Source organism: Devosia sp. 1566 (assembly GCF_004005995.1).
Taxonomy (GTDB): Bacteria; Pseudomonadota; Alphaproteobacteria; order Rhizobiales; family Devosiaceae; genus Devosia.
In genome coordinates this window covers 678,513-704,383 of the sequence record NZ_CP034767.1, presented here as the reverse complement: position 1 = coordinate 704,383, position 25,871 = coordinate 678,513, and the positions used below count along the sequence as shown (strand labels likewise).

25 protein-coding genes are annotated in these 25,871 nt (G+C 62.7%); 8 read left to right on the top strand and 17 right to left on the bottom strand.

Features of this window, described 5'->3' with window-relative positions; genetic code table 11:
- The first annotated feature begins 10 nt into the window (after positions 1-10).
- Together gcvPA and gcvPB are read left to right on the top strand one after the other, a co-directional pair.
- Positions 11-1,354: an aminomethyl-transferring glycine dehydrogenase subunit GcvPA gene (gcvPA, locus tag ELX51_RS03410; protein ID WP_127752189.1), complete on the top strand. Its 1,344-nt coding sequence runs from the start codon at positions 11-13 to the stop codon at positions 1,352-1,354.
- The gene (gene gcvPB, locus ELX51_RS03405) at positions 1,351-2,895 is read left to right on the top strand and encodes an aminomethyl-transferring glycine dehydrogenase subunit GcvPB (RefSeq protein WP_127752188.1); all 1,545 of its coding nucleotides are present in this window, start codon (positions 1,351-1,353) and stop codon (positions 2,893-2,895) included. Before gcvPA ends, gcvPB begins: the two co-directional genes overlap by 4 nt.
- 967 nt (positions 2,896-3,862) lie before the next feature.
- Here gcvPB and ELX51_RS03400 read toward each other — a convergent pair.
- From ELX51_RS03400 to ELX51_RS03390, 3 genes are all read right to left on the bottom strand, one after another.
- Entirely contained in the window at positions 3,863-4,468 is a 606-nt protein-coding gene (locus tag ELX51_RS03400; protein ID WP_127752187.1) for a hypothetical protein, read from the bottom strand.
- Positions 4,469-4,477: 9 nt separating this feature from the next.
- On the bottom strand, positions 4,478-4,984 hold the full coding sequence (locus ELX51_RS03395; protein ID WP_127752186.1) for a peroxiredoxin: 507 nt from the start codon (positions 4,982-4,984) through the stop codon (positions 4,478-4,480).
- Positions 4,985-5,089: 105 nt separating this feature from the next.
- Positions 5,090-5,908 carry a protein-disulfide reductase DsbD domain-containing protein gene (locus ELX51_RS03390; RefSeq protein ID WP_127752185.1) on the bottom strand — a complete coding sequence of 273 codons (819 nt, stop codon included), beginning with the start codon at positions 5,906-5,908 and terminating at the stop codon, positions 5,090-5,092.
- Between the two features lie 129 nt (positions 5,909-6,037).
- On the opposite strand from ELX51_RS03390, the gene ELX51_RS03385 reads away from it, so the two are divergent.
- Complete coding sequence (locus ELX51_RS03385) at positions 6,038-6,613, top strand: YqgE/AlgH family protein (RefSeq protein WP_127752184.1); 576 nt, start codon at positions 6,038-6,040, stop codon at positions 6,611-6,613.
- A 9-nt stretch (positions 6,614-6,622) separates the two neighbouring features.
- On the opposite strand, the gene ELX51_RS03380 is transcribed toward ELX51_RS03385, so the two are convergent.
- From ELX51_RS03380 to coxB, 11 genes are all read right to left on the bottom strand, one after another.
- Positions 6,623-9,505 carry an EAL domain-containing protein gene (locus ELX51_RS03380; protein ID WP_127752183.1) on the bottom strand — a complete coding sequence of 961 codons (2,883 nt, stop codon included), beginning with the start codon at positions 9,503-9,505 and terminating at the stop codon, positions 6,623-6,625.
- Positions 9,506-9,665: 160 nt separating this feature from the next.
- On the bottom strand, positions 9,666-10,214 hold the full coding sequence (locus tag ELX51_RS03375; RefSeq protein WP_248305237.1) for a GNAT family protein: 549 nt from the start codon (positions 10,212-10,214) through the stop codon (positions 9,666-9,668).
- Between the two features lie 66 nt (positions 10,215-10,280).
- Positions 10,281-11,543 (bottom strand): pitrilysin family protein, encoded by a 1,263-nt coding sequence (locus tag ELX51_RS03370; protein WP_127752181.1) that lies wholly within the window; start codon positions 11,541-11,543, stop codon positions 10,281-10,283.
- Between the two features lie 37 nt (positions 11,544-11,580).
- Positions 11,581-12,987 (bottom strand): threonine synthase, encoded by a 1,407-nt coding sequence (gene thrC / locus ELX51_RS03365; RefSeq protein WP_127752180.1) that lies wholly within the window; start codon positions 12,985-12,987, stop codon positions 11,581-11,583.
- Positions 12,988-13,062: 75 nt separating this feature from the next.
- The gene (locus tag ELX51_RS03360) at positions 13,063-13,833 is read right to left on the bottom strand and encodes an SURF1 family protein (RefSeq protein WP_127752179.1); all 771 of its coding nucleotides are present in this window, start codon (positions 13,831-13,833) and stop codon (positions 13,063-13,065) included.
- Positions 13,834-14,026: 193 nt separating this feature from the next.
- On the bottom strand, positions 14,027-14,863 hold the full coding sequence (locus tag ELX51_RS03355; RefSeq protein WP_127752178.1) for a cytochrome c oxidase subunit 3: 837 nt from the start codon (positions 14,861-14,863) through the stop codon (positions 14,027-14,029).
- A 2-nt stretch (positions 14,864-14,865) separates the two neighbouring features.
- A complete protein-coding gene (locus ELX51_RS03350; protein ID WP_127752177.1) occupies positions 14,866-15,429 on the bottom strand; it encodes a cytochrome c oxidase assembly protein in 564 nt (187 codons plus the stop codon).
- The gene (locus ELX51_RS03345) at positions 15,429-15,611 is read right to left on the bottom strand and encodes a hypothetical protein (RefSeq protein WP_127752176.1); all 183 of its coding nucleotides are present in this window, start codon (positions 15,609-15,611) and stop codon (positions 15,429-15,431) included. The genes ELX51_RS03350 and ELX51_RS03345 overlap by 1 nt, the downstream gene beginning before the upstream one ends.
- Entirely contained in the window at positions 15,608-16,543 is a 936-nt protein-coding gene (locus tag ELX51_RS03340; RefSeq protein ID WP_248305236.1) for a heme o synthase, read from the bottom strand. Before ELX51_RS03340 ends, ELX51_RS03345 begins: the two co-directional genes overlap by 4 nt.
- Positions 16,544-16,599: 56 nt before the next feature.
- The gene (ctaD, locus tag ELX51_RS03335; protein WP_127752175.1) at positions 16,600-18,297 is read right to left on the bottom strand and encodes a cytochrome c oxidase subunit I; all 1,698 of its coding nucleotides are present in this window, start codon (positions 18,295-18,297) and stop codon (positions 16,600-16,602) included.
- 27 nt (positions 18,298-18,324) lie between these two features.
- Entirely contained in the window at positions 18,325-19,185 is an 861-nt protein-coding gene (coxB, locus tag ELX51_RS03330; protein ID WP_127752174.1) for a cytochrome c oxidase subunit II, read from the bottom strand.
- 398 nt (positions 19,186-19,583) lie between these two features.
- Between coxB and ELX51_RS03325 the strand changes: the two genes are divergently transcribed.
- Positions 19,584-20,093, top strand: coding sequence for an invasion associated locus B family protein (locus tag ELX51_RS03325; protein WP_127752173.1), 510 nt, complete (start codon positions 19,584-19,586; stop codon positions 20,091-20,093).
- Between the two features lie 170 nt (positions 20,094-20,263).
- Here the strand turns inward: ELX51_RS03325 and ELX51_RS03320 are convergent, their stop codons facing one another.
- The gene (locus ELX51_RS03320) at positions 20,264-20,527 is read right to left on the bottom strand and encodes a DUF1127 domain-containing protein (protein WP_127752172.1); all 264 of its coding nucleotides are present in this window, start codon (positions 20,525-20,527) and stop codon (positions 20,264-20,266) included.
- A gap of 138 nt (positions 20,528-20,665) precedes the next feature.
- Here ELX51_RS03320 and ELX51_RS03315 point away from each other — a divergent pair, with 138 nt between their 5' ends.
- From ELX51_RS03315 to ELX51_RS03300, 4 genes are read left to right on the top strand one after another with little or no spacing between them, the layout of a single operon-like run.
- Positions 20,666-21,559 carry a LysR family transcriptional regulator gene (locus ELX51_RS03315; RefSeq protein ID WP_164854735.1) on the top strand — a complete coding sequence of 298 codons (894 nt, stop codon included), beginning with the start codon at positions 20,666-20,668 and terminating at the stop codon, positions 21,557-21,559.
- Positions 21,560-21,603: 44 nt separating this feature from the next.
- Positions 21,604-23,223, top strand: coding sequence for an exodeoxyribonuclease VII large subunit (gene xseA, locus ELX51_RS03310; RefSeq protein ID WP_127752170.1), 1,620 nt, complete (start codon positions 21,604-21,606; stop codon positions 23,221-23,223).
- 48 nt (positions 23,224-23,271) lie between these two features.
- Positions 23,272-23,493, top strand: coding sequence for a DUF2093 domain-containing protein (locus ELX51_RS03305; protein WP_127752169.1), 222 nt, complete (start codon positions 23,272-23,274; stop codon positions 23,491-23,493).
- A gap of 5 nt (positions 23,494-23,498) precedes the next feature.
- On the top strand, positions 23,499-24,644 hold the full coding sequence (locus tag ELX51_RS03300) for a hypothetical protein (protein WP_127752168.1): 1,146 nt from the start codon (positions 23,499-23,501) through the stop codon (positions 24,642-24,644).
- On the opposite strand, the gene ELX51_RS03295 is transcribed toward ELX51_RS03300, so the two are convergent.
- Positions 24,641-24,883: a DUF4170 domain-containing protein gene (locus tag ELX51_RS03295; RefSeq protein WP_127752167.1), complete on the bottom strand. Its 243-nt coding sequence runs from the start codon at positions 24,881-24,883 to the stop codon at positions 24,641-24,643. The two genes, ELX51_RS03300 and ELX51_RS03295, sit on opposite strands and share 4 nt — an antisense overlap.
- Positions 24,884-24,896: 13 nt before the next feature.
- Positions 24,897-25,739 carry a 3'(2'),5'-bisphosphate nucleotidase CysQ gene (locus ELX51_RS03290; RefSeq protein WP_127752166.1) on the bottom strand — a complete coding sequence of 281 codons (843 nt, stop codon included), beginning with the start codon at positions 25,737-25,739 and terminating at the stop codon, positions 24,897-24,899.
- Between the last annotated feature and the right edge of the window lie 132 nt (positions 25,740-25,871).

Below are 25,871 nucleotides of genomic sequence, written 5' to 3'. Positions count from 1 at the left end.
GGACCCCCTCATGCGCTACCTTCCCCACTCGGCGGCCGAACGGTCCGCCATGCTCAATGTGATCGGCGCCACGAGCGTCGAGGCGCTGTTCAGCGCCGTGCCCGCAGGCGCCCTCAAATCCTTTGATCTCGACCTGCCCGCGCACAGCCCCGAATATCTGGTCGAGGCGCATATGCGCCGCCTTGCCGGCATGAACCATGCCGCGGGGGATGGCCCGTTCTTTCTCGGCGCCGGTGCCTATCGCCATCATGTGCCCGCCACGGTCGATCACCTGATCCAGCGCTCGGAATGGCTCACCGCCTATACGCCCTATCAGCCCGAAATCTCGCAGGGCACCCTGCAGATGCTGTTTGAGTTCCAGACCCAGGTCGCCAAGCTCACCGGCATGGATGTGGCCAATGCCTCGCTTTACGATGGCTCCACCGCCACCGCTGAAGCGGTGCTGATGGCCCGGCGCCTCACGCGCCGGCGCAAGATCGTGCTGTCGGGGGGCCTCCATCCCCAATATCGCGATGTGGTCCGCTCCTATCTCAAGGACGATCCCGATCTCGTCTGCCTCTCCCCCTCCCCCGAGGGCCAGGGCGACCTGCTCGACCATATCGATGGGCAAACCGCCGCCATCGTCGTGCAGACCCCCGATTTCTTTGGTCATTTGCGTGATCTGCAGGCGGCCGCCGATGCCGCTCATGCCCAGGGCGCGCTGCTGATCGTCGTCATCACCGAAATCGTGTCACTAGGGCTCATCGAAGCGCCCGGCGCCCTGGGTGCCGATATCGTCGTCGGCGAAGGCCAGTCGATCGGCAATGCCCTCAACTACGGCGGCCCCTATCTTGGGCTCATGGCGACCAAGAAGGAATTCATTCGCCAAATGCCGGGTCGTCTTTGCGGCGAAACCGTTGACGCCGACGGGAATCGCGGCTTCGTGCTGACGCTGTCCACCCGCGAGCAGCACATCCGCCGCGAGAAAGCCACGTCCAACATCTGCACCAATTCCGGGCTTTGCGCCCTGGCCTTCTCCATCCATATGGCGCTCTTGGGCGAGGCGGGCTTTGTGCGCCTGGCCCGCCTCAACCATGCCAATGCGATGCGGCTGGCCGATGCGCTGGCCGGGATTGCAGGCATAGAGGTGCTCAATGCGACCTTCTTTAATGAGATGACCATCCGGGTCACCCAGTCGGCTGCTGGCCTTGTCGAGCGGCTCGCCGATCGGGGAATCCTGGCTGGGGTGCCCGCGAGCCGCCTACTGCCGGGTGATCCCGAGGTGGAGAATTTCATCATTGTGGCCGCGACCGAACTCACCACCGAGTCCGATATCGCCGCCCTTACCGCGGCTCTGACGGAGGAACTGGCATGAGCATGAACAATCAGGGTCGGCCCTCCGGTATCGGCACCGGCGGCAGCACCAGCGCCTCTGGCTCGGCACTCATCCCCGATGAACCGCTGCTGTTCGAGATCGGCGATACCGAGCATTCAGGGGTCGATCTGCCCGAGGTGGAGCTTGCCAGTGATCGCTTGGGCGGTTTTGGCCGCAAGGCCAAGCTCGACCTGGCCGGGCTCACCGAGCCCGAAGCCATGCGTCACTATGTGCGCCTCTCGCGCATGAACCATTCCATCGACAGCGGCATGTATCCCTTGGGCTCGTGCACGATGAAGCACAATCCGCGCCTCAACGAGAAGATGGCGCGGCTGCCCGGCTTTGCTGACATCCACCCGCTCCAGCCGGTTTCCACCGTGCAGGGTGCGCTCGAGCTGATGAACCAGCTCAGCCATTGGCTGATGACCCTCACCAACACCGCCGCTGTGGCCCTCTCCCCCAAGGCCGGCGCGCACGGTGAGCTCTTGGGCATGATGGCGATCAAAGCGGCTCAGGAAGCCGCCGGTCAGGCGCACCGCACTGTCGTGCTGGTGCCCGAAAGCGCCCATGGCACCAATCCGGCCACCGCCGCCTTCCTCGGCTATTCGGTCAAGGCCGTGCCCGCCCGCGCCGATGGCACCGTCGATGTGGAAGCGGTCAAGGCGGCATTGTCGCCCGAAGTCGCGGCCATCATGCTGACCAATCCCAACACCTGCGGCCTCTTTGAGCCCGAAGTGATCGAGATTGCCCAGGCCGTGCATGATGCCGGGGCGTTCTTTTACTGCGATGGCGCCAATTTCAACGCCATCATGGGGGTGGTCCGCCCGGGCGATCTTGGCATCGACGCCATGCATATCAACCTGCACAAGACCTTCTCGACACCCCATGGCGGCGGCGGGCCCGGTGCCGGTCCGGTGGTGTTGTCGGAGGCGCTGGCACCCTTTGCGCCGGTCCCCTTCGTGCGCAACAGCGGTGATGGGCTGGAACTGGTGGAACATGTGCAGGACCAGGCCCTTGGCCGCGTCACGGCTTTTCACGGCCAGATGGGCATGTATGTCCGCGCCCTCACCTATATGCTCAGCCACGGCGCCGATGGCCTCGCCCAAGCCGCCGAGGATGCGGTGCTCAACGCCAACTACATCAAGGCGCGCCTGCGGCATCTGTTCTCGGTGCCGTTCCCCGATTATCCCACCATGCACGAGGCGCTGTTTGACGACAGCTTCCTCAAGGATACCGGGGTTTCGACTCTCGATTTCGCCAAGGCGCTGATCGACGAGGGTTTCCACCCCATGACCATGTATTTCCCGCTGGTCGTGCACGGCGCCATGCTGATCGAGCCCACCGAAAGCGAAAGCAAGCAGACGCTCGACCAATTCTGCGATGTGATGGTGGAACTGGCGACCGCAGCCAAGGCGGGCAATAGCGAGCGCTTCACCGCCGCCCCCACCAAGGCCCCTCGCCGTCGGCTCGACGAAACCCGCGCCGCCCGCAGTCCCATCCTGCGCTGGGAACCCACCGAGCTGGCGCAAGCGGCGGAATAAGCCGCTGCCGCATTGGGAACTTGACTGCAGCCCCCGGCACCAGCCGGGGGCTTTTTTGTGGGCGTGCGGGACAGCCCCTGAGTCGACACCCTCCCCTTGTGGAGCTTCGCGCCGTCCGCACCGCGGCCGATCGCTCCAGTGGAGCGATGGGAGGCAAGAAGGCCATGAGGGCTATGCCCGAATGGCTGAAAGGGTGGCGGTTCTGCGTGGGTGCAGCACCGGCCCGTCGCTAGACCGCCATTTGATGAACCGCCTTTTCAGTCGACACCCTCCCCCTTTGGGGAGGGATCAAGGGTGGGGGTTCAGGCCTATCCAAGAACTCGATGCCGGGACTCTTGGACCGACTTATCCCGGCCTGACAATCGAGCCTGTGGCACCGTCTTCAAACGCCCTTTGTGGGGCAACTCGCAAGTTGATGATGGCCGCCCCCATGGTTCGAGGCTACGCTTCGCTGCGCACCTCACCATGAGGGCTCCGGAAAGCTCCCTGCTCTTTCCAACCTTAACGCCCACTCACCAGCCCCGCCCAGCCCTCACCCTGAGGTGCCGCGCAGCGGCCTCGAAGGGCGAGGGCGCCAGCACCAGCCCCGCAACAAAATTATCCCCGCCCCCGAAAACCTCAGGCACAATCGCTCCTGTTCCCGCACAAGCTGCGCGGTCGCGACGAACGGTCGGTGCGGGAATGCCGGGTGAGGTGGAGGTCGCTCCATCTCCTGCGGTGACGGATGATCTGGCCCGACCTCACCCCGGGCACCGGGCACATCGTGCCCTAGTCGGCGCGGGTCCAAGCCGAGGACGGTCTTTCACCACAGAGTCCCTGGGAAACATGGGGCGAGGTGAGTTCCACCTCTATCCTGCAACGCCGGACGACCGGCACCGGGACGAATCTCGCCCCATGACGCAGCAGCAACCGCAGGGTTTCAGACCCGGGCGGCGCTTTGGCACGCCCGGTGATAGCTTGGCCTGGCTTAGCCGCGGGTGTCGAAGCCGACCCAGATGGTGATCTCTTCGCCCCCGAGATAGGGAATGGCGACGTTTTCGACCACTTTGACGAACTCGGCCGATTGCGCTGGCGGCGTGATCGCCACGGGAATGGAGTATTTCTCCGAGAACACAGCCTGCCCGTCGCGTTCGACTGCAAAGCGGATCGGCGCCGTCACCGATTTCTGGTCGCCCGCCGGGCCCAGCAGCACGCGGCCGACCACACCCATCTGCACCGTGATGAGGCCATTGGAAACCACGCAATTGCGCGAGCTTTCCTCGATCACGCCCTGATACTGCAGTGAGCGCGGGTCCCCGGTTCGGCCATTGCCGTAATAATACATGGCCTCCCCGCCCGGCCGCACCTTGATGGGCGGGCATTCGGTGGCAATCGCCGGCAGGGCATTGGTTTGCGCCTCGGCCATGGCGGCCGGGCTCGCGGTGGCGTTCTGCAGGTTCTGCTGGGCCGCCGGCGTGCCGTTGCCGCCCATCAACCCGCCCATGGAACAACCCGCCAACAGCGCCGCAACGACGCCCGCGCCACCCGCGCGCATGCCGAATTTGCCCGCCGCTCGAAGCGAAATCTTGCGCATACCGGCCTCCTAGAGCGTCGAAGGGGTGTTGGCCGCTTCCAGCGCCATCAGAATGGCTGGGGCGCCGCTGGCCGTGATCCCGGGGCCTTCCTCGGGCGCCACGATCTGCACCACCCCATCGCGGATCACCAGTGCCGAGCGCATGAAGCGCTTGCCCATGCCGGCAACGCTGAGATCCTTGCTCAGGCCCATGGCGTCGGCAAGCTCGCCATTGCCATCGGCCAGGAACTCGATCTTGCCCACGGCGCCCGAGGCTTCGGCCCAGGCTTTCATCACATGGTGGTCGTTGACGGCGGCGCAAACAATGCGATCCACGCCCTGGGCGCGCAGCTTGGCCTCGTTGGCGATAAAGCCAGGCAGATGATTGACGTGGCAGCCCGGGGTAAACGCACCGGGAACGGTAAACAACACCACCGTGCCCGTGCCCAGCACGGCATCGCTGGTGGTGTCAGTGCTCCCCTCGGCCCCGACAAGCTTTACCGGCACGGACGGAAGCGCATCGCCACTCTTGATCATTGCTGTTTTTGCTCCATTGCAGGCCGTCTTTGCGGCCGATACCGCCACCTTCCTGACCGGGATATGCGGCTTTGGTTAGGCATACAAGGGCGATCCCCGATTTCCTCATTCCTCGGGCGTTTGCGGCCCCTGGACCTTGCGAACCACGACATAGGGCCCGCGGCTGGTCATAAAGGTCAACTCGATCGTCTCGTTGTGCAGATCGGCGGCGCCATCCTCGCCTCGCACCGGCACCAGCACCAGCCCGGGCTCTGCCCCGCGTTGCGGGCTGCCAAACAGCGGCTCGCCCGAAGCGGTCGCGGCAATCAGTGAATTCGGCTCCACCGCCGGATCGGCAATCCGGACATCGAGGCTTTCGCCATCGGCCCCCAGTTGCACTCCGGAAATGGGCTCGCCCGACCCGTCCCAGGGAACGGGGATATCGGCCAAGGCCTGCCGGATGCGCAAACCATTGGCCCGGTCCGGCGCATCGAGCTGGAGCGGCAGCGTAAACCGGGCCTGGGCCGGCATGCAGATATCGGAGCAGATGCCCAACAGGGCCGAGAGCTCGACCACCGGCTCGGCGCCATCGACGCTCACCTCGATGGGCAGCACCGTTGGCCCGAAATAGACATAGTCGAGATAGTCCGCGGTCTCAGAGCGAGAGGGATAGGGCCAATGGATCTGCCCGCCCATTATGCCCACCGATCCGGTCCAATCGAGCTTGGTCGGCAGGCCCGTATCGCCCGGCACCCGCCAATAGGTCTTGGTCGTTGCGGGCATGTCGATCTCGAGGCCCAGCATGGCCGAGCCATCGGCCCGCACTTCGCCGGTGCTGATCAGCCGGAGCTTCACGCCCGGCGCCACTTCCTGCCACGGCGTTTCGCCAGCCCAGGCGGGCGAGACGAGCACAAAAAAAGCGGCGATGAGCGGAGCGCACTGCATGGGCGGGCATTAACGCAGGATGAGGTGAAGAAAAAGCTGACGCCTCATCAGGGCTTCGTGATGCCCCCGATATGCCAACCTGCCGCAGCCCAACTTGGCAGTGCCGCGGCGAATGCCTATTATAGCGCTATGACGACACTTGAAGGACAGATGCTGGTCGCGATGCCTGATATGGCAGATGAACGCTTTGCCAAAAGCGTGATCCTGCTCGTTGGCCATAACGACGACGGCGCCATGGGACTGGTTGTGAACCAGCGCATCACCGAGATGCGGTTCGCCGATATCCTCGACGAGCTCGACCTGGGCGACCCCGACGCCGTGATCCGGCTGCCCGACACCATCCGCGAACGCCCGGTGATGCGCGGCGGCCCGGTGGAAAAGGGCCGCGGCTTCGTGCTGCATTCGGCCGACTACAAGAGCGGCAATACCTATGCCGTTGCCGATGGGGTGTGCGTGACGGCAACGCTCGACATCCTGCGTGCCATGGCCTTTGGTCCTGCGCCCAAGTCAGCGCTATTCGCCCTTGGCTGCTGCGGCTGGGGCGCCGGCCAGCTCGAAAGCGAGATCAGCAATAATGGCTGGCTCACCGTCCCCTTTACCCATGACCTGGTGTTCGAAACGCCGGTGGAACAGCGCTACGAGGCGGCGCTGGCCAGCATGCATGCGAGCCTGGCCAATCTGAGCACCGAAGCCGGCCACGCCTAGCCCTGAGGGCTAGCGCGCCAGCTGGGCGCTCAGATGCTTGGTGAATTCACTGGCGCTCATCGCCGCGCCAAACACGAAACCTTGCGCCAGGCGACAATTATGCTCGCGCAGGCGCTCCAATTCCGGCTGGGTTTCCACGCCTTCCGCGATCACGGCGAGATCGAGATCGTTGGCTAGCGCAATGATGGCGCGCATGATCGGCCCCTGCGTATGTCCAGCACCATTGACGGCACTGATCTGCACGAAGTCGGGCGGAATTTTGATGGTGTCGAACGGGAAGCGGTGCAGGTAACCGAGCGAGGAGTGCCCGGTGCCAAAATCATCGAGCGCGAGCCCGATCCCCAGCTTATGCAAGGCATCGAGCACAAAGGCTGAGTGCTCGGGGTTGGTCATCACCTGTGACTCCGTCAGCTCAAGCTTGAGGTGGCTGGCAATGCCGGCATTCTGGCCGAGGATCGTCCGAATGTCGTTGAGCAACGCCTCCGTCGCCAACTGCGTCGGTGACAGATTGACCGAAACGAAGAACTCCTCGGACAGGTTGGGCAATGAACTCACCCAGTCCCGGGTGTGGTAGGCCGCCTGCTCAAAGGCAATGCGGCCCAGCCGCTCGATCTGCCCCGAGCGCTCGGCCAGGGTAATGAACTCCTCGGGTGCCACCACCCCGCGCGTTGGATGGTTCCAGCGCATCAGCGCCTCCGCACCGGCGATCTTGCCGGACTGGATATCCATGATCGGCTGGAACTGCACCTGTAGCTCGCCATTCTTCATGCCGCGCTCGAGGTCCTCCTCGCTGGTGCGGTTGTAGGCGGAGATGGAGCGGGCCGAAGCGCGGTAAGCCTCGATCCGGTCGCCACCGAGTCGCTTGGCGTAGTACATCGCCAGCTCGGCATCGCGCAGCACTTCGGTGGCCGTAGCCGGCTCGCTGTCATAGATGGTAATGCCAATGGACGCTGTTAGCGTCAGGTCGCGGTCGCCGAAATTGAACGGCGCCTTGAGCGATTTGCGGATCTGCTCGGCCGTTTCGGCAATGCGCCCGGCGGTTTGCTCCGCGGCCAGCACCACGGCGAACTGATCGCCGGTAATGCGGGCCACCGTATCGAGTGGGCGCATGATGCGGGCGATGCGCCGTGAAATGGCCAGCAGCACTGAATCGGCGGCCGAATGCCCGATGCGTTCTTCGAGTTCCATGAACCGATCGATGTCGATCAGGAACACGGCCGGTTTGACGCCATTGGGCGTTCGGCCCCGTTCCAGGGCGCGGTCCAGCCGGTCAAGGAACAACTGCCGATTAGGCAGCCCAGTCAGGCTGTCATGAACCGCGTCATGCAGCAGCCGCTCACGGGCCGCACGATCCTCGGTGACATCCTGGAGCGTGCCGACAATGCGGTTGACCTGCCCGTCGCCACCAAGCACCGGCTTCACCCGCATGCGGAAGGCCCGGTAGTTGCCGTCATGGCCGGCAATGCGCATATCGGCCGAAACCTTGCCGCGCCTCAGCTCCACCAGGGTGTCGAATGCCGTGCGGAAGCGGTCACGATCTTCGGGATGAACGCGGTCGAGCCAGCGCTTGATCGAGCCACGCAAGGCGCCGCGCTTCTCGCCCAGGCGGGTCGCCAGTTCATCGGATACCGAAACGCGGTCGCGCTCGATGTTCCAGTCGAAAACGAAGTCGCCGGAGCCCGTCAGTGCCAGCGCCCGGCGCTCGACCTCCGACAATGTTCCAATCGACACCTGCCCTTCCGAGAAAGCGTGCTGCACGGCGGTAAAGCCGAGCAGCATGACGGCGAGCACCAGCCCCCCGCCCACCGCCGGCTGGGCCACGTCATTGGAGACCTGCCCGGAAATAACCAGCCAACTGAAAAACAGCCAGGCAATGATGATGATCCAAGTCGGCACCAGCAGCACCGCCCGGTCATAGCCGCGCAGGGCAAGCAGAAGGATCAGGAAAAAGCCCGACACGCCAAGGAGCACGAGGACGAGACGCGCAATCGTCGCGGCGATCGCTGGCTGGAAAAAAGCAAAAGCAAACAGCGCCAGGAACAATGCCGCCAGGCCGAGCGCCAAATGCACGAAGCGCAGATGCCAGCGATGCAGGTTGAGATAGATAAAAAGAAAGCCCGCCAGGGTCGTGGCGATCCCAGCCTCCGAAGCTGCCCGGATGGGTTGCATTGCCCCTGCGGGCAGGCCCAGCAATCGGCCCAGCACGCCAAAATCGATCAGCAGGTAAATCAGCACCGCCCAGGCAAAGGCGGCCGTTGCAGGAAACACCCCGCGGCCCTTGACCACAAACATGATGGTCAGGAACACGGCCGCAAGCGAGGCGACGCCCAGCACCACCCCTCGGAACAGCGTGAAGGAGTTCACATAATCGCGGTAGGCGTTGGGCTCCCAGAGATAAAGCTCCGGCAACTCGCCGGTCGCCAATTCAGCCACGAGCGTTACGGTCGCACCTGGATCGAGCGTAATCTCGAAAACATCGGCCTCGCTATCGGCCAGCCGCACCGGGCGAATGCCGGCGCTTGGCGTCAGCGCGGTGATCCGCTCATTACCCAGGTCCGGCTGAAACACGCCCGAGCCTGGCAAACGGAAGAACGGGGCCACGAGGAGCCGCTCGATCTGCTGGTCGCTATCATTGCGCAGCGCAAACAGGGCCCAGTTGGGATTGGTGCCCTGCTGGCTGGCCAAAACCTCGATGCGGCGGATAATCCCGTCCTCGCCGGGCGCGGTAGACAGTTGTACCCGCCCCTCGCTGCCTTGCTGGAGCTGAACCACGTCCGAAAGGTTAACGGCGTTGACGTCCTGGGGGACGGTAATAACCTCAAGGGCGGCGACGGGCGCGAGGCCCAACAGCGCGAGTGCAAGGCAGGTCGCGAGAGCAATAAGGTGACGCATCAGGGGCGATTATATCCTGCGCTAGGCTGCATTAAGGCAGTGGTCCGGCGCGTTCAGAAGCGAAGGGCGACGGCTTGGCGTGGCGACATTGCGCTGTGGTAGCCGGGAAAGCTGAATCGAACAAGCTTTGCCCAGTGTTGCTGATGCGCAACGGTGGATATCAGCGCTGTCCGTAGTGCAGCCGCTGGTAGCGTTCCTTGACCAGGCCAAACAGCACGTGGTCTTCCCAACGCCCATCAATCTGCAGGTATTTTTCGGCAAAGCCCTCCTCGACAAAGCCGTTCTTCTCAAGCACGCGCCTCGACGCCATGTTGCCGGGAAGAAATGCGGCATGGATGCGATGGAGGTCCAGCGTGTCGAAGACAAAAGGCAGGGTCACGCCGACTGCCTCGGTCATCAACCCCTGCCCGGCCCATTGCTGGCCCATCCAGTAGCCCAGGGTAACGAACTGCGCCGCGCGGCGGCGAATATTGGAAAGGGTAATTCCCCCTACCAGGACTTGGCGGTCGCCTTGAGGGTGGAAGATGAACAGGGAGTAATCACTGCCCTGCTCGGCCTCTTCCCGGGCCCGCTTGACCCGGCTGGCAAATACCCGCCGCGCCAGATCGGCTTCGGTCCAACGGGGCTCGAAGGGTTTCAGGAAATCGCGGCTGGAGCGGCGCAGTTGATGCCAGGCGTCATAATCACCATGCTGGGGCAGGCGCAGCATCACCCTTGGGCCACGCAGTGCCAGGGGCGATGTCGGAGGTGACCAAGGCCAGAGCATGGTGCCGGCTCAACGCTTCAGCAGGTCGCCGATAGCGTCGACTTCCGCCAGCTTGCCGACCGGACCGATGCCGGCAAGGGTTGGTGCCCCTGTGGTGAACAACTGCTCGGCGACCTCCTGCACGCGCTGGGCGGTGATGCGATTGATGCGCTCAACGGTTTCCTGCATCGGAATCGGACGGCCCCACAAGATCTGCTGGCGCGCCAGCTGGCCGGCGCGGGCCGAAGGGCTTTCCAGGGACATCAGCAGGCCGGCACGAATCTGGTTGCGCACCCGGATAACCTCATCATCGGTGATGGTCTCGGTCGCGCGACGCAGTTCGTCCAGCACCACGGGCACCAAATCCTCGACCTCGTCTTCCCCCGTGGCGGCGGCAACACCGAACACGCCACTATCGGCAAAGGCCCAATGGAAGGCGTAAACGGAATAGCACAGCCCACGCTTTTCGCGCACCTCCTGGAACAGGCGCGAGCTCATCCCGCCACCCAGTATGGAGGCCAGCACCTGGGCGGCGTAGAAGCCGTCGGAATTATAGGCGCGCCCTTCAAAACCCAGAACGATGTGAGCCTGCTCGTGATCGGACAGGAGGCGCTCCTCGCCGCCATGATATTCAGCACGTTGGGGCGCCGGTGCCCCATTGGGCTTGAGATCGCCAAAGCGCTGGCGCGCCACGTCAACCAGGCCCTCGTGATCCACATTGCCCGCGGCGGCGATGACCATGTGGTCGCCCACATAGTTGCGGCTCATGTATTTGCGGATTGTGTCAGGGGTGAATTCGCGAACCGAGTCAACGGTACCCAGAATGGTGCGGCCGATGGGCTGGCTGGGATACGCAGCTTGCTGGAACAGGTCGAACACATGATCGTCCGGATTGTCGCGGGCCGCGCCAATCTCCTGGACGATCACCTGCTTTTCGCGCGTCAGCTCGTCGTCATCGAATTGCGAGTTCTGGAGGATGTCGGCGAGAATGTCGGCTGCCAGTACCACATCATCCTTGAGCACCCGGGCGAAATAGCCGGTATGTTCGATCGAGGTCGCGGCGTTGAGGTCGCCCCCAACATTCTCGATTGCCTCGGCGATCTGCAGCGCCGTCCGACCCTTGGTGCCCTTGAACGCCATATGCTCGAGCAGATGGGAGATCCCGTGCTCGGCCTTGCGCTCGCTGCGTGCCCCCGCCTTCACCCAGACCCCGAGCGAGGCGCTTTCCAGATGCGGCATGTCGTCGGTGAGCACCACCATGCCATTATCGAGGGTCGTCGATTGTACGCTCAAGCAATCCTCCCGGCCGCCGCGATCTGCGAGCGCCTGATCAGCGTTCTGTTGTGGCGGCGCGCGTTCGCGCGGCAATAAAGGCTTCCACCTGGTCCTGGTCGTTAGGCAGCACCTCGAGGCGCTCCTCGCGGCTGTGCAGATCAACCAGCCAGGTTGGGAGGGCTGGATCGATACCCGAAGCCGCAGCTACGGCCGCCGGGAACTTGGCCGGATGGGCTGTGGCCAGGGTGATCATCGGTGTGCTGGACGGCAAGTGTTCGCGTGCCACATGGACACCCACAGCGGTATGAGGATCCAGCAAGTAAGCCGCGGACTTCATGGTCTGGGCGATGGTGGCGCTGGTCTGGGCCTCATCAGTGGTGCCGGCCGCGAAGTCCCGGCGGATCTTGGCCAAAGCAGTTTCGGGCAAGCTGAAGCCACCCGACTGCTTGAGCCCATCCATCATCCGCACCACAGCGCTTGGGTCACGATCCACAGCCTCGAACAGCAGGCGTTCGAAGTTCGACGAAATCTGGATGTCCATTGAGGGGCTGAGCGTGGGCACCACACCGTCTGTTTGATAGCGCCCCGTCTCGATCGCCCGGCGCAGGATATCGTTGCTGTTGGTCGCAACGACGAGCTTATCTATGGGAAGGCCCATGGCCCGTGCGCAATAGCCGGCGAAGATGTCGCCAAAATTGCCCGTTGGCACGGTGAAGCTAACCGGGCGATGCGGGCTGCCCAGGGACACGGCCGCGGTGAAGTAATAAACGATCTGCGCGACGATCCGCCCCCAATTGATGGAGTTGACGCCGGAGAGATGCACCGTGTCACGGAAGCGCGCGTGGTTGAACATGGCTTTGACGCTGTTCTGACAGTCGTCAAAAGTGCCCTCGAGCGCAATGTTGTGCACATTGGCATCGAGCACCGTGGTCATCTGCAAGCGCTGCACCGGCGAGGTCCGACCGCGCGGGTGCAAAATGAAGATGTCGGTGGTGTCACGGCCGCGGAAGGCTTCAATCGCAGCAGAGCCGGTGTCGCCCGAGGTCGCGCCAACAATGGTGGCCCTAAGCCCCCGCTGCTGCAGGATGTAATCCATCACGCGGCTGAGGAACTGCATGGCCACGTCCTTGAAGGCGAGCGTGGGGCCATGAAACAGTTCGAGCACGAAATGATTGGGCTCGAGTTCCACCAGCGGCGCCACCGAGGGGTGGCGGAACACCGCATAGGCATCATCGATAATGGTTTTGAGCGTGGCCGCGGGGATATCATCGCCAACAAAACGGCTGATAATGTCGTAAGCGACTTCCGGATAGGGCCTGCCAGCAAAGCCCGCAATTTCAGCGGCAGAAACCTGCGGCCATTCGCGCGGCACATAAAGCCCGCCATCAGACGCTAGGCCAGCCAGCACGGCATCGGCGAAACCCAGCACGGGGGCCTGGCCGCGCGTAGAAACAAACTGCATCGAACGCAAGTGCCTTTCGAGATTTGGTGCAACCTAGTCAAAGCAGGCGCGAACCGCAAGGCAGCATCGGCTTGCTTAGCCCTGAGGCTCCATGCGGCGGCGCTGAGCCCACAGCCAGGCCACCAGCATCACGGGCGCGACAATGGCAAAGCCAAACCAGGTATACGCGTAGCCCAGATGGTTGTTGGGGAACTCCACTATGGTCTCGCCACCCTGTGGCAGGGTTCCGGGTTCGCCGGCCACCATGTCCACATAGAAGGGGGCGAACGGCGCGAGCGCCGGATCGACCATTTCGGCCAAGCGCTCGGGATCGCGGACCCATTCAACCCGATTCGAAGTGTCGGGCTCGGGCACCAGCCAACCGGCCTTTTCACCCGGACGCAAAAGGCCCGTAATGGTCATGGGCACCCCCGCCCCCTCCCGGTCGGCCTGGGCGGCTTCGCGGTACTGCTCGGGCACAAAGCCGCGGTTCACAAACACGGTGCCACCGCCATCCAGCACGAAAGGGGTAACCACCCAATACCCCGGTCCCCCAGCGGGCCCGCGAGGATTGGTGAGACTGGTGAAGACGGCAACGGTTTGATCGGGCTGAAACGCCCCGGTCAGCGTAACGGGCTGGAAATTCCACGCCTCGAGGTCAAGCGCCGGCCACTCCCCAGCAGGAGGAGCCGGAACTGGCGGCGAATGAAGCCTGGCGTCGACCGCCGCCACCAACGCTTCCTTTTCTCCCAGCCGCTGAAGTTGCCAATTGCCCAGCCACAAGCAAACAGCGGTCAGCGCCAGCATCAGCACCACGAAAATGCCGGTCATGACGCGGCCGGGTCTGCGCTCACTTGCCGAAGTCATTGATGGCTCCTAGGGCGGTCAAGGCCTTGATGGTTCCAGGGGAAGCAAAGCCGGGCCAGACAAAAGGGATTGCGCCGGGCGCAGGTAGGGCGGCTGCAACGGACAGAACACGATGGTCGGCTCGACGCTGCATCAGAAAAGCTTGAGGCGCAGCTTTTGGCTGCGCCTCGCTAGAATATTGTCGATGGCGCGATCAGTGATTGATCGCAACGCCCCAGCTGCCCCAGACATAGATGGAGGCAAACAGGAACAGCCATACCACGTCGACAAAGTGCCAGTACCAGGCGGCGAACTCGAAGCCCAGATGGCGCTCTGGGGTGAAATCGCCCCGCATGGCACGGATCAGGCAGACCAGCAGGAAGATCGTACCCACCAAGACGTGGAAGCCATGCAGGCCCGTCGCCATGAAGAAGGTGGCGCCATACATGTTGCCGCTGAACGAGAAGCCAGCTTCGGAATATTCGATGGCCTGCACGACGGTGAATACCGCACCCAGCAGCACCGTCAGGATGAGACCCCACTTCAGTCCCTGGCGATCGTTCTGCAGCAGCGCATGGTGCGCCCAGGTGACAGTCGTGCCCGAGGTCAGGAGCAGCAGCGTGTTGAACAGCGGCAGGTGGAAGGGATCGAACAGCTCGATGCCAGCCGGTGGCCAGCTGCCTTCTGTCGCGGCCATGCGAGCATACTGCTCCACATCGTCGAGGCGGAAGAAGCCGTCGAAATAGGCCCAGAAGAAGGCTACGAACAGCATCACTTCGGAGGCGATGAACAGGATCATGCCATAGCGATGGTGCATCTGCACCACTGGGGTATGATCTACGCCGTTATTGGCTTCGCGCACGACGTCGGACCACCATGCGTACATGGTGTAAAGCACGCCTATCAGACCGATCACGAAGATCCAGGGCGTCCACTGATGCATCCAAAAAATCAACCCGACCGCGAAAACAAACACGGAAACGGACATAACGAACGGCCAGGGGCTGGGCGGTACGAGATGGTAGTCATGGTTCTTGGCAATCTCGGCCATGTTCAGCTTCCCTCGTTGTCTGAAGCATAGAAAGTGTAGGAAAGGGTGATTTCCTTGATGGTCGCGAGCTCGTGGTTATCATCGAGTTCGGGATCAACAAAGAACACGATCGGCATCTCCACCGTTTCCCCCGGCTGTAAAGTCTGCTCGGTGAAACAGAAACACTCGATCTTGTTGAAGTAGACGCCCGCCCGATCGGGCGAGACGTTGAAAATCGCCATGCCGGTAACCGGCTTGTCGGACCGATTGGTCGCCACATAGTTCACGGTATCGACCCGGCCGATCTGATCGGTGATCGAAGCGGCCGGCGTTACGGTCCAGGGCAAGGAAGATTCGACATTGGAGTCGAAGCGCACCGTCATCTCGCGAGCAATGACGCCCTTGGGGTTGTCGGCGGCGACCTGGGTCGTGCCGCCATAGCCGGTGACCTGGCAGAACAACTGGTAAAGCGGCACCGAAGCGTAAGCCAGGCCCGCCATCGAAAGGACGATCGCGCCTAGCGAGATGGCGATGCGCTTGTTACGCCGGCCCGGATCGGCTTTGTGATCATGCTCAATGGTCGCCATCACAGTGCCCGATCCAAAATACCCGGGCCCATCTTGATAACGGTGAGCACGTAAAAGATCACCGCGAACAGGGCCAGGGCGGCGCCAAGTGCGATGGAGCGACGCCGGCGGGTGCGCAGGCGCGCAGCTTCGGCTGCAGGGTCCAAAGGCTGAACTTTGTGTGGCTCCTCGGGAGAACTCATGAGCCGAACACTCCAATACGCCCGACGAAACTATCGAGCAGGACTGCGAAGAAAACGACGAAGAGGTAGCTCAGCGAATAGGTGAAAAGCTTGCGCGCCGCCTTGCGCATCGGCACGCCATCGGGGGCGCGGAACAGCTGCCAGGCAAAGTACAAAAAGCAAGCGCCGGTTACCACGGCTACCACGGTATAAAGCGGGCCCGCAAAGCCCAGAGCGGTCGGCAGCAGGGCCGCAACGGCGAGCAGAACGGAATAGGCGAGGATTTGCCGCTTGGTGGAGGCTTCACCCACCACATTGGGCATCATCGGAATGCCGGCCGCGCCGTAATCGCCCTGCTTGTAAAGAGCCAGGGCCCAGAAGTGCGGCGGCGTCCAAAGGAAAGTAATGAGGAAAAGCGCACAGCTTTCGAGCGTGATCGAGCCCGTGACCGCGGCCCAGCCGACCATTGGGGGGAAGGCGCCGGCGGCACCGCCGATGACGATGTTCTGTGGCGTCGAGCGCTTGAGCCACACGGTGTAGATCACCGAATAAAAGAAAATCGTGAAAGCGAGCAGAGCGGCGGCAACCCAGTTGGTCGCGAGGCCAAGCAGCGCCACGGAGAACACCGACAGCACAACGCCGAACACCAGGGTTTCACCACGGCTGATGCGCCCGGCCGGAATGGGGCGATTGGCCGTCCGGCTCATGACTGCATCGATATCGGCATCGTACCACATGTTGAGAGCGCCCGAGGCGCCCGCCCCAATGGCGATGCACAACACAGCGATCAGCCCAATCACCGGGTTGATGCCGCCCGGGGCAACTGCGAGGCCGACAAGGGCGGTGAACACCACCAGCGACATCACACGAGGCTTGAGCAACGCGAAGTAGTCTTCTACCCGCGCCTCGCTCGCCCCCGAGGAGATCATTGTGCTGTTGTCAACTAGTGCCACACGCCTTGCCTTAAGTTTTCCGGACCGCACTTGGGCGGTCCGGCTTGATGCTGCGCTTAGTGCGCCTTGGAGGTGTCCATATTGGGAAGGGTCGAGAACTGGTGGAATGGCGGAGGCGAGCTCAGTGTCCATTCCAGTGTCGTCGCACCCTCACCCCAGGGGTTGTCACCCGCGGGACGCTTCTTCCGGGCGGCTTCCCACATCGCGTAGAAGAAGATCAGCATGCCGACGAACATGATGTAGTAGCCGATGGAAGAGATCCGGTTCCAGAAACCATAGGCGTCGGGGTAGTCGATATAGCGCCGCGGCATGCCCGCAAGACCCAGGAAGTGCTGCGGGAAGAAGATCAGGTTCACGCCAACAAACATGACCCAGAAGTGCAGCTTGCCCAGGAACTCGTTGTACATGTGCCCGGTCATCTTGGGGTACCAGTAGTACCAGCCAGCAAAGATCGAGAACACGGCGCCCAGTGACAGCACGTAGTGGAAGTGTGCGACCACATAGTAGGTGTCGTGCAGGTAACGGTCGGCACCGGCATTGGCGAGCACCACGCCCGTCACACCACCAACGGTGAACAGGAAGATGAAGCCGACAGCCCAAAGCATCGGGGTGCGGAAGGTGATCGAGCCACCCCACATCGTGGCGATCCACGAGAAGATCTTCACGCCGGTGGGTACCGCGATGACCATGGTTGCGGCCACGAAGTAGCGCTGAACGTCAAGGCTGAGGCCGGTCGTGTACATGTGGTGAGCCCACACGACGAAGCCGACGAAGCCAATGGCCACCATGGCGTAGGCCATGGCCATGTAGCCGAAGATGGGCTTGCGCGAGAAGGTTGAGACGATGTGGCTGACAATGCCGAAGCCCGGCAGGATCATGATGTACACTTCGGGGTGACCGAAGAACCAGAACAGGTGCTGGTAAAGGATCGGATCGCCGCCACCTTCAGGCGAAAAGAAGGTGGTCCCGAAATTGCGGTCCGTCAGCAGCATGGTGATGGCACCGGCAAGCACTGGCAGGGCCAGAAGCAGCAGGAACCCGGTGACCAGTACCGCCCAGGCAAACAGCGGCATCTTGTGCAACGTCATGCCAGGAGCACGCATGTTGAAGATGGTAGTGATCAGGTTGATCGCACCAAGGATGGAGCTGATACCGGCCACATGCAGCGCGAGGATCGCGAAGTCGAGCGCAGGGCCAGGGTGACCGGCGGTCGAGAGCGGTGGGTAAACGGTCCAGCCGCCACCAAAGCCCAAACCATAGGTGCCCGTGCCTTCAAAGAACAGCGACATCAGCAGCAGGATGAACGCGGGCGGTAGCAGCCAGAAGGCGATGTTGTTGATGCGCGGGAACGCCGTATCGGGCGCACCAATCATGAGGGGCGCGAAATAATTGGCAAAACCACCCATGGTCGCCGGCATCACGAGGAAGAACACCATGATGAGCGCGTGGGCGGTGGTGAACACATTGTACATGTGCTTGCCGGCATCGAGCGCTTCACCGCCCTCGATGCCGTACGCCATCGCTGCCAGACCGTGGAAGATCTGGATGCCAGGTTCTTGCAACTCCAGGCGCATCACGCCCGAAAGCAGGCCCCCGATGATCCCCGCCACGATGGCGAAGATCAGGTACATGATACCAATGTCTTTGTGGTTGGTCGAATATACCCAGCGGCGCCAGCCAGTCGGCTGATGCGGGTCATGCGCCACAGGAGCATGACCGGTGGCTTGGGCTTCGAGGTGAGCAATATCGGCCATTTGGAAAGGATCCCCTAACCCGTGTTCTTACTGGACTGCCGCGAGCGTTGCACTGGCGGCAGCATAGTCGCCGCCTTCAAGAGCAGCCATGAAAGTTGCAAATTCCTGCTCGGTCACCACGCGTACAGCGATAGGCATGTAGGCATGGTCCTTGCCGCACAGCTCCGAGCACTGACCGTAGTAGATGCCGGTCTCGCGAGCGTTGAACCAGGTTTCGTTCAGCCGGCCCGGCACGGCATCCATCTTGACGCCAAAGGACGGCAGCGCAAAGGCGTGGATCACACCGGCAGGATCAGCCGTCACCTGCAGGCGCACAGTGGCATTGACCGGCACGATCAACTCGTTGTCGACAGCCAAAAGACGCGGCTGGTTGGGCTTTACCGTAGGACGATCCGTGCCGTCGGTGCTTTCTTCGGCCAGCAGGAGCTGGGTGAAGCCAACCCCCTGATCGACATATTCATAATCCCAGTACCACTGCTGCCCGGTCGCCTTGATGGTCAGCGAGGGCGCGGGAACTTCCACCTCACCAAATGAGAAGACGTGCGAGCCGAGATATTTGCGCTCCCCGTCGGGGGTGATCAACTGATCAGCCAGAACACCAAAAGAGGGAATGGCAATGATGATCAGCACCACCACCGGGACCACGGTCCAGATCACCTCAACAAGAGTGTTGTGAGTGAAGCGTGCGGGGATGGGATTGGCCTTGGCATTGAACTTAACGATCACAACGATCAGCAGCACGAGCACCAGCAGCACGATCAGCGAGATCGTCCACAACAGGATGCCGTCATGGAACGCCGTGATGGAGTCCATGATCGGGGTCACCGAATCCATCAGATGGATCTGGCCCGGGGCAGCATAACCCTGGTTAGCTTGTTCCTGACTCATGGCCGCAGCCGGGAGCAGTGCGAGCGCAGCTGCCGCAGCAGCACTCAATCTTCCAAAGACTTGCCTGGTCACACAAACCCCCTATCGGCATCAACTGGTGCATCCACACCGGGATTGAGGAGGCAATGCGGCATAGCTAACGCCGCCCCGACTCAACCTCGGAGCGCAGAACTCTGGCCTGACCTAAATCACATCAAACCAAGTGAGTCCATCGCACCCGCACTGTCTAACTCTGCGTCAAAATGTGCCTGTTGCGGCATTGGTGCCTCACCCTTGCCGCAGTTGAACGCTCATGTCAGGTTACAAGGCACAGCTTTGGTTGATGGCGGGTTCACCGCTGTCCGGAAATACACGGCCATCCTGCGCGCGCGGAAGATCGGCTGGAGACAGGAAAAGTGATGCACAATATCAAGCACCATCTCGCCTTTGCAGGCGTTGTGCTCTTGGCCACGCTTGGCTGGGGCGTAGCCGCCAATGCACAAGGAACGGTGCGCGAGCAGTTCGGCGATTGGCAGATGAGCTGCGATACGCCGCCCGGCGCAAGCTTTGAGCAATGCGCCATCATCCAGAATGTGATGGCTGAGGATCAGCCCAATGTCGGCCTGTCCGTGATCGTGCTCAAGACCGCCGATCGTGAAGCGCGGCTGCTTCGGGTGCTGGCGCCGCTTGGCGTGTTGCTGCCCAATGGCCTCGGGCTCAATGTCGATGGCAAGGATATGGGACGCGTCGCCTTTGTGCGCTGCCTGCCCAACGGCTGCGTGGCCGAAGTGATGCTCGATGATGCGCTGATCGAAACGCTCTCGACCGGCACGGACGCGATCTTCGTGGTGTTCAAGACCCCCGAGGAAGGCATCGGCATTCCCGTGTCGCTCAACGGCTTTGCCGACGGCTTTGCCAAGCTGCCCTGATCGGGCGAACCATCCCCCAAAAAAAGCCGGACGAGTGCCCAGGGCACTGTCCGGCAAGTCATCAGGAAAAGGGTCGGTGGCAAAACCGGCCCCGGGAGATGGCGGGAGCAGCAGGTTAACCGCCCAGGCCAACGGAAAGGCACCGGCTGATGGGCCGGTGCAAACTTTGGTTAGCGGCGGGACCGACGCGCCCGCGCTGCAGAAAGCGCCAGACCGGGGGAACGGCTGGAAGTACGCGCTGCCTCAAGCACGTCATTGCGCGAGATACCGAGATCATTGAGCCGGCAGTCTTCGAGCTCTAGCAGGGCACGGAGTGCGTAGCGACGGGCTCGTGCGACTTGCGCCTGCGCCAGATAGCGTCGCAGGGCGAGCAAAGGGCGAGGAAAAGCGGGAGCGGCCGCAACGAGCCGCTCGCTGAACAGCGAGTGCGCCATGATGATACCTCAGAAGGATGCCGGCACCTAGCCGGCTCGGCAGCATTGCGCGGCCGGTAAGTCTATCAGTATGGGCTGGACATCTATTCGTCTAACAAATAGATTTCATCCTCGCCATCAAATACCGTGATGCACACTATGGCCGTTCCGCTGGACCTCGATCAGTTGCAGAGCTTTTGCGTCATTGCCGATTGCGGCAGCTTCACCGAGGCCGCGCGGCGGGTGAACAAGACGCAGTCGGCGGTTTCCATGCAGATCAAGCGGCTGGAAGAGCGGCTTGGACAACAGCTGCTGACGCGAGATGGCCGCAGCGTTTCGCTGACCAATCATGGCGAGGCGCTGTATTCACGCGCCCGCAAGATGCTGCGCACCAATGCCGAGATCATGGATCACTTCTCAGAAGGGGATCTGGCCGGCTCGATCCGGTTCGGCGTGCCCGATGATTATGCGGTCCGCCTGCTGCCGGTCATTCTCTCCAACTTCCAGCGCACCCATCCCAAGATCGTGGTTGATGTCGCCTGCATGGCATCCGAGCAATTGCTTGAGGGCATGAAAGCGGGGCGCTACGATCTGATCGTATTCACCCAGGGCACCGGCAACACGTTCGGCGAACTCTTCCGCACCGAAAAGATGTTCTGGGTCGCGTCCCACGGCGGGCAGGCCCTGGGGAGCGATCCGCTGCCGATCGCCTGCGGGCCGCAATGCTGCATCTGGCGGGCTGATGCCGTTGAGGCGCTCAATCGGGTCAGCAAGGATTATCGCATCGCCTACACTTCCTCCAACGCTCTTGCGATCTCGAGCGCGGTGCTGTCGGACCTGGCCGTCGGGTTCCTGCCCGAGAGCGCGCTGCAACCGGGCATGCGCGTGGTGAGCGATGACCAGAACCTGCCGCGCCTCGGCGATGCTCAACTGGCGCTGCTGCGCGCGAGCCACGCCTATGGCAGCATCTATGATGCGCTCGCCAATCATATTGTCAGCTCAATGGGCAATCTGCACGTGCAGCCCGCTACAAACGCTGTGGCCGCCGAATAGGCCGCGCCCTTGACTGAGCTGCCCCTTCGGAGCACCACAATCCCATGCCCCAGCTATTGACCAATGCCGCCGAATTCACCGTGTCCGAGATCGCTCAGGCGGTGAAACGGACGGTGGAAGATGAATTCGGCTCGGTGCGAGTGCGTGGCGAGATTTCGGGCTTTCGCGGCCAGCACGCCTCTGGCCATTGCTACTTCACGCTCAAGGACGAGAACGCGGCGATAGATGCCGTGGTGTGGAAAACGAGCTACCCGCGCCTCAGCTTCAAGCCCGAAGAAGGGATGGAAGTGATTGCGAGCGGCCGGCTCACCACCTTCCCGCGTTCCTCCAAATACCAGATCGTCATCGACAATATCGAGCCCGCCGGTGCCGGAGCGCTGATGGCGCTGCTGGAAGAGCGGCGCAAGAAGCTGCTGGCCGAGGGCCTGTTTGCCCGCGAGCGCAAGCGCCCCCTGCCCTACTTGCCCCGGGTGATCGGCGTCATTACCTCACCAACCGGCGCCGTGATCCGCGACATCCTCCATCGTCTCGAGGATCGTTTCCCCAGCCACGTGCTGGTCTGGCCCGTGCGTGTGCAGGGCGACACCTGCGCGCCGGAAGTGGTCGCCGCCATGGAGGGCTTTAATGGTCTGGCCGTCGGCGGCGCGATACCTCGCCCCGACCTGCTGATCCTGGCCCGCGGCGGTGGCTCCATCGAGGATCTTTGGGGCTTCAACGAGGAAGCGGTGGTGCGCGCCGTCGCCAACAGCGCCATTCCGGTGATCTCGGCGGTGGGACACGAGACCGACACGACGCTCGTCGATTATGCGTCCGACATGCGGGCCCCGACCCCAACTGCTGCTGCCGAAGCGGCAGTGCCGGTGCGCGCCGAATTGATCGGCTATGTCGATGACCTCGGCGCCCGCCAGCGCGGCGCCAGCCGGCGTCTCGTCAACAACGCGCGCGATCGCTATAGAGCGGTAGCCGCCGGCCTGCCGCGCGCTTCCGATCTCGTGGCGACGCAGCGTCAACGGCTCGACCATGCTTCAAGCAACCTGTTCTCGTGCCTGCGCCACTCGGTGCAGGAGCAGCGCATGCGGCTGTCGCGCGTTGAGCCCAAGCTGCGCCCGCAGCTGCTCGAGCAGCGACACCGCGACGGCGCGGAACGTCTGCGCAACCTGAGCCATCGCGCCAATAGCGGGCTCTGCCTCAATGTGGAGCGGGCCCGCTTTACCTATGATCCCCGTGCGGGGCGGCTGGATGCAGTGGCCGGGCGCCTGCTCGAGCGCAAGCGCGCCTTGTTCGAGGCGGTGGCGCCCAAGCTGTCGCCCCGCAGCCTGCAGGCCGAGTTGCGGCACGGGCGCAGCCAATTGGCGCCCCTTGCGGCTCGGTTGCGCTCAAGCATAGCCCTCGGCCTGGCTGACCGGCGCGCTGCCCTCAATCAGGAGGGGAAACTACTGGTTTCCCTCAGCTACAAGAGCGTTCTGGCGCGCGGGTTTGCGGTGATCAAGGACGAGGCGGGCAATTTGGTGCGCGAACGCGCAGAACTTCAGCCCGGGCAGACCGTGGGCATTGAGTTCACCGATGGGCAGACTTCGGCCACCATCACTGGCGCCCCGGCGACACCCCGCCGCAAGCCGCGTCCAGCCGATCCTGAGCCTCAAGCTCAGGAGAGCCTCTTTTGATCGAGGCTCGGGAGCGCTATATCGGGCCCGACTGTAAGGAGCCGCCGCATGAACATATTTGACAAAGGCTTTTCCGCCAGCGAGGCAGTTGTCCGCTATCTCGACGGCGACTATGTCGTGCTCAAGCCAGGCACCTTTGTGCGTTGCGCCATTACCGGCAAGGCCATTCCGCTCGACGAGTTGAGCTACTGGAATGTTGATCGGCAAGAGGCTTATGTCGATGCCGCCGCTGCGCATGAGGCCTATGAGCGGTACGGCCTGGGATCCTGAGCGTGGTGCCAGCCTCACCCCGCCGGCCCTTGCTGTTCATTTCGAACGGGCATGGGGAAGACGGCATCGCTGCCGCGATTATTGCCCGCTTGCCAGACGGCATGCGCGCCGAGGCCTATCCGATGATCGGGGCGGGCAATGCTTACGCCGGCATTTGCCCGATCGTTGGTCCCCGGGCGACCCTCGCCTCAGAGGGCTGGCGTAACGTCAAGGGCTCGCTGCGGCGCGACGTTGCCAGCGGCGGACTGGCAATCATCCCCCCGGCCCTGCGGTTCATGCGCCAGTGCGTCGGCCAGTATGAGCGGGTTGTGGTTGTAGGTGACATGGTCGGCGTGCTCGCAGGGCTGGTGACCGGCCATCGCGACCTGTTTTACCTCGACGTCTACAAGACCGGTGCTGCACGCCTTTATTCCGTGGCGGAGCGTTGGGCCATTAAGCGCACCTGCCGCATCGTTTTTTCTCGCAGCCCCAAATTGTCAAAAAACCTCCAGGCGCTCGATATCGACGCGCGCTGCGCCGGCAATATCATGATGGATACGGTGCCAGATGGCGCCTATGACGCTGCTGCTCGTCGCACGCGTCCGCTGGCGGTCACCCTGCTGCCCGGCAGCCGCCAACTTACCCCTGAAAGCTTTGCGCTGCAGGTTGCCGCGCTGCGCACCCTGCCTGAGGCGTTGCGCCCCGACGTCTTTCTGGCGGTTGCCGGCAGCGTCAATATCGATGAACTGGCGCGCGCGGCTGATCTGGGCCGGATTGGCCTTCACAGTCACGAAGCCAATGATCTGGGAACGCTGGGCCAAGAGGGCCTTACCATCCACCTGGCACGGGGCGCGGCCTTGGGGAGCTTGCTGGAGAATTCAGACTTGGTGCTGTCCCAAGCAGGCACGGCAACGGTTCAAGCCTTGGGAATGGGCAAGCCCGTTATCACCTTCATCAATGCACGCGATCGCCGCTCGCGCTTCAACGACGAACAAAATCTCTTCGGAGAAGCGCGAACGGTCGTGGCGCCGCAGGCAGCCGCAATTGGCGATGCGTTGCGGGATCTGCTCGAAGATTCCGACAAGCGTGCGCAGCTTGGCGCGCTCGGCCGCGAGCGCATCGGCCCGCCCGGCGCTATCGCAGCGGTGCTCGCTGCCCTCGCCGAGGATTAGCTTGGGCGCGGGTCGAGCAAGCGGTGCAGATGCACAATGAAGTAGCGGGTCTGCGCGCTGTCGACCGTCATCTGCGCCTTTTGCTTCCAGGCGGCATAAGCGGTGGCATAGTTTGGGAACACGCCAACGATGTCGACCTTGTCGAGGTCCGCAAAGGTGACGCCTTCCAGGCTGGACAACTCCCCGCCAATCACGAGGTGAAGCAACTGCTTTTCGGGCTCTGGTTTGGTGCTTGGCATAACGGGGTTTCCATCACGAAGGCTGGGGAGAATCGAGCGCCGGCTCGGCGGCGGATGGGCATCCATAGACCTTGATCAGCGCTGCATGAACAAGCGGTTTTAGGCTCATGTCACTCAGGGCCGCAAGCGCGCCGTGGCGAACATCGCGCTTGTTGAACACTGGTTGCCCCACACAGACATCGGCAAGCGGAATGCCGGCTTCTTCGAGGATCAGGGCGGCGGCTGCGATGTCCCAATCCTGCGCACCCCGACGCGAGACGGCAGCGTCAAGCTTACCCGTAGCCACCTGTACGAGGCGATAGGCCAGCGAAGGCAATGAGGGACCCCTGGTGTAATCCAACCCCTCGGCGGCCAGTTCCTGATGAACCGCGGTGGGCGCCGGAATCAAAGGCAAACCTCCGGCGCGGCGACGACGGCTCAATGGCGCTCCATTGAGGCGAGCACCTGTGCCCCGGCAAGCATCATACATTTCGTTGCGCACCGGCGCATAAACCACGCCGGCAATCGGCACCCCGTCCTCAACGACGGCCAGGGAAACGGTCCAACTATCTTCGCCGCGCAAGAACCCCTTGGTTCCATCGATTGGGTCGACCACAAACACGCGCCGACAGGTCAGGCGCAACGGGTTGTCCGCCGTTTCCTCGCTAAGCCAGCCATAATCGGGGCGCGCGGCGAGCAATGAGGCCGCAAGGTAGCGATCAACCAGAATATCGGCTTCACTGACGGGCGAAGCATTGTCCTTGGTCCAGGCCTTAACCGGTGCTCGGAAAAAGCCGCAGGCAATGATGCCTGCCGAGACGGCGCTCGAGCGCAACAGTTCAAGATCTTCTTGGGCGCTGGTGGGGGCTGCATGCATGGGCCCGGTTCTAGGCCGGTGCCCGGCTTTGGACAAGGTGCAAGCTGGCCTGGGACATTTCGCCCCCCTTCCTTGCGTAATGCGCGCAAACCAGCAGCCGATTGGTTGGGGTTAACCGGCTCCTACACCGGG

What these genes read in the sequence shown, in the direction of transcription:
- ELX51_RS03395 (WP_127752186.1), bottom strand. Translation starts at nt 4,984, where the DNA reads ATGATCAAGAGTGGCGATGCGCTTCCGTCCGTGCCGGTAAAGCTTGTC.
- ELX51_RS03325 (WP_127752173.1), top strand. Translation starts at nt 19,584, where the DNA reads ATGCACAATATCAAGCACCATCTCGCCTTTGCAGGCGTTGTGCTCTTG.
- ELX51_RS03305 (WP_127752169.1), top strand. Translation starts at nt 23,272, where the DNA reads ATGAACATATTTGACAAAGGCTTTTCCGCCAGCGAGGCAGTTGTCCGC.
- ELX51_RS03295 (WP_127752167.1), bottom strand. Translation starts at nt 24,883, where the DNA reads ATGCCAAGCACCAAACCAGAGCCCGAAAAGCAGTTGCTTCACCTCGTG.
- gcvPA (WP_127752189.1), top strand. Translation starts at nt 11, where the DNA reads ATGCGCTACCTTCCCCACTCGGCGGCCGAACGGTCCGCCATGCTCAAT.
- ELX51_RS03350 (WP_127752177.1), bottom strand. Translation starts at nt 15,429, where the DNA reads ATGGCGACCATTGAGCATGATCACAAAGCCGATCCGGGCCGGCGTAAC.
- ELX51_RS03360 (WP_127752179.1), bottom strand. Translation starts at nt 13,833, where the DNA reads ATGACTTCGGCAAGTGAGCGCAGACCCGGCCGCGTCATGACCGGCATT.
- gcvPB (WP_127752188.1), top strand. Translation starts at nt 1,351, where the DNA reads ATGAGCATGAACAATCAGGGTCGGCCCTCCGGTATCGGCACCGGCGGC.
- ELX51_RS03290 (WP_127752166.1), bottom strand. Translation starts at nt 25,739, where the DNA reads ATGCATGCAGCCCCCACCAGCGCCCAAGAAGATCTTGAACTGTTGCGC.
- ELX51_RS03400 (WP_127752187.1), bottom strand. Translation starts at nt 4,468, where the DNA reads ATGCGCAAGATTTCGCTTCGAGCGGCGGGCAAATTCGGCATGCGCGCG.
- ELX51_RS03355 (WP_127752178.1), bottom strand. Translation starts at nt 14,863, where the DNA reads ATGGCCGAGATTGCCAAGAACCATGACTACCATCTCGTACCGCCCAGC.
- ELX51_RS03385 (WP_127752184.1), top strand. Translation starts at nt 6,038, where the DNA reads ATGACGACACTTGAAGGACAGATGCTGGTCGCGATGCCTGATATGGCA.
- ELX51_RS03390 (WP_127752185.1), bottom strand. Translation starts at nt 5,908, where the DNA reads ATGCAGTGCGCTCCGCTCATCGCCGCTTTTTTTGTGCTCGTCTCGCCC.
- ELX51_RS03345 (WP_127752176.1), bottom strand. Translation starts at nt 15,611, where the DNA reads ATGAGTTCTCCCGAGGAGCCACACAAAGTTCAGCCTTTGGACCCTGCA.
- thrC (WP_127752180.1), bottom strand. Translation starts at nt 12,987, where the DNA reads ATGCAGTTTGTTTCTACGCGCGGCCAGGCCCCCGTGCTGGGTTTCGCC.
- ELX51_RS03315 (WP_164854735.1), top strand. Translation starts at nt 20,666, where the DNA reads ATGGCCGTTCCGCTGGACCTCGATCAGTTGCAGAGCTTTTGCGTCATT.
- ELX51_RS03375 (WP_248305237.1), bottom strand. Translation starts at nt 10,214, where the DNA reads ATGCTGCGCCTGCCCCAGCATGGTGATTATGACGCCTGGCATCAACTG.
- ELX51_RS03320 (WP_127752172.1), bottom strand. Translation starts at nt 20,527, where the DNA reads ATGGCGCACTCGCTGTTCAGCGAGCGGCTCGTTGCGGCCGCTCCCGCT.
- ctaD (WP_127752175.1), bottom strand. Translation starts at nt 18,297, where the DNA reads ATGGCCGATATTGCTCACCTCGAAGCCCAAGCCACCGGTCATGCTCCT.
- xseA (WP_127752170.1), top strand. Translation starts at nt 21,604, where the DNA reads ATGCCCCAGCTATTGACCAATGCCGCCGAATTCACCGTGTCCGAGATC.
- ELX51_RS03380 (WP_127752183.1), bottom strand. Translation starts at nt 9,505, where the DNA reads ATGCGTCACCTTATTGCTCTCGCGACCTGCCTTGCACTCGCGCTGTTG.
- coxB (WP_127752174.1), bottom strand. Translation starts at nt 19,185, where the DNA reads ATGAGTCAGGAACAAGCTAACCAGGGTTATGCTGCCCCGGGCCAGATC.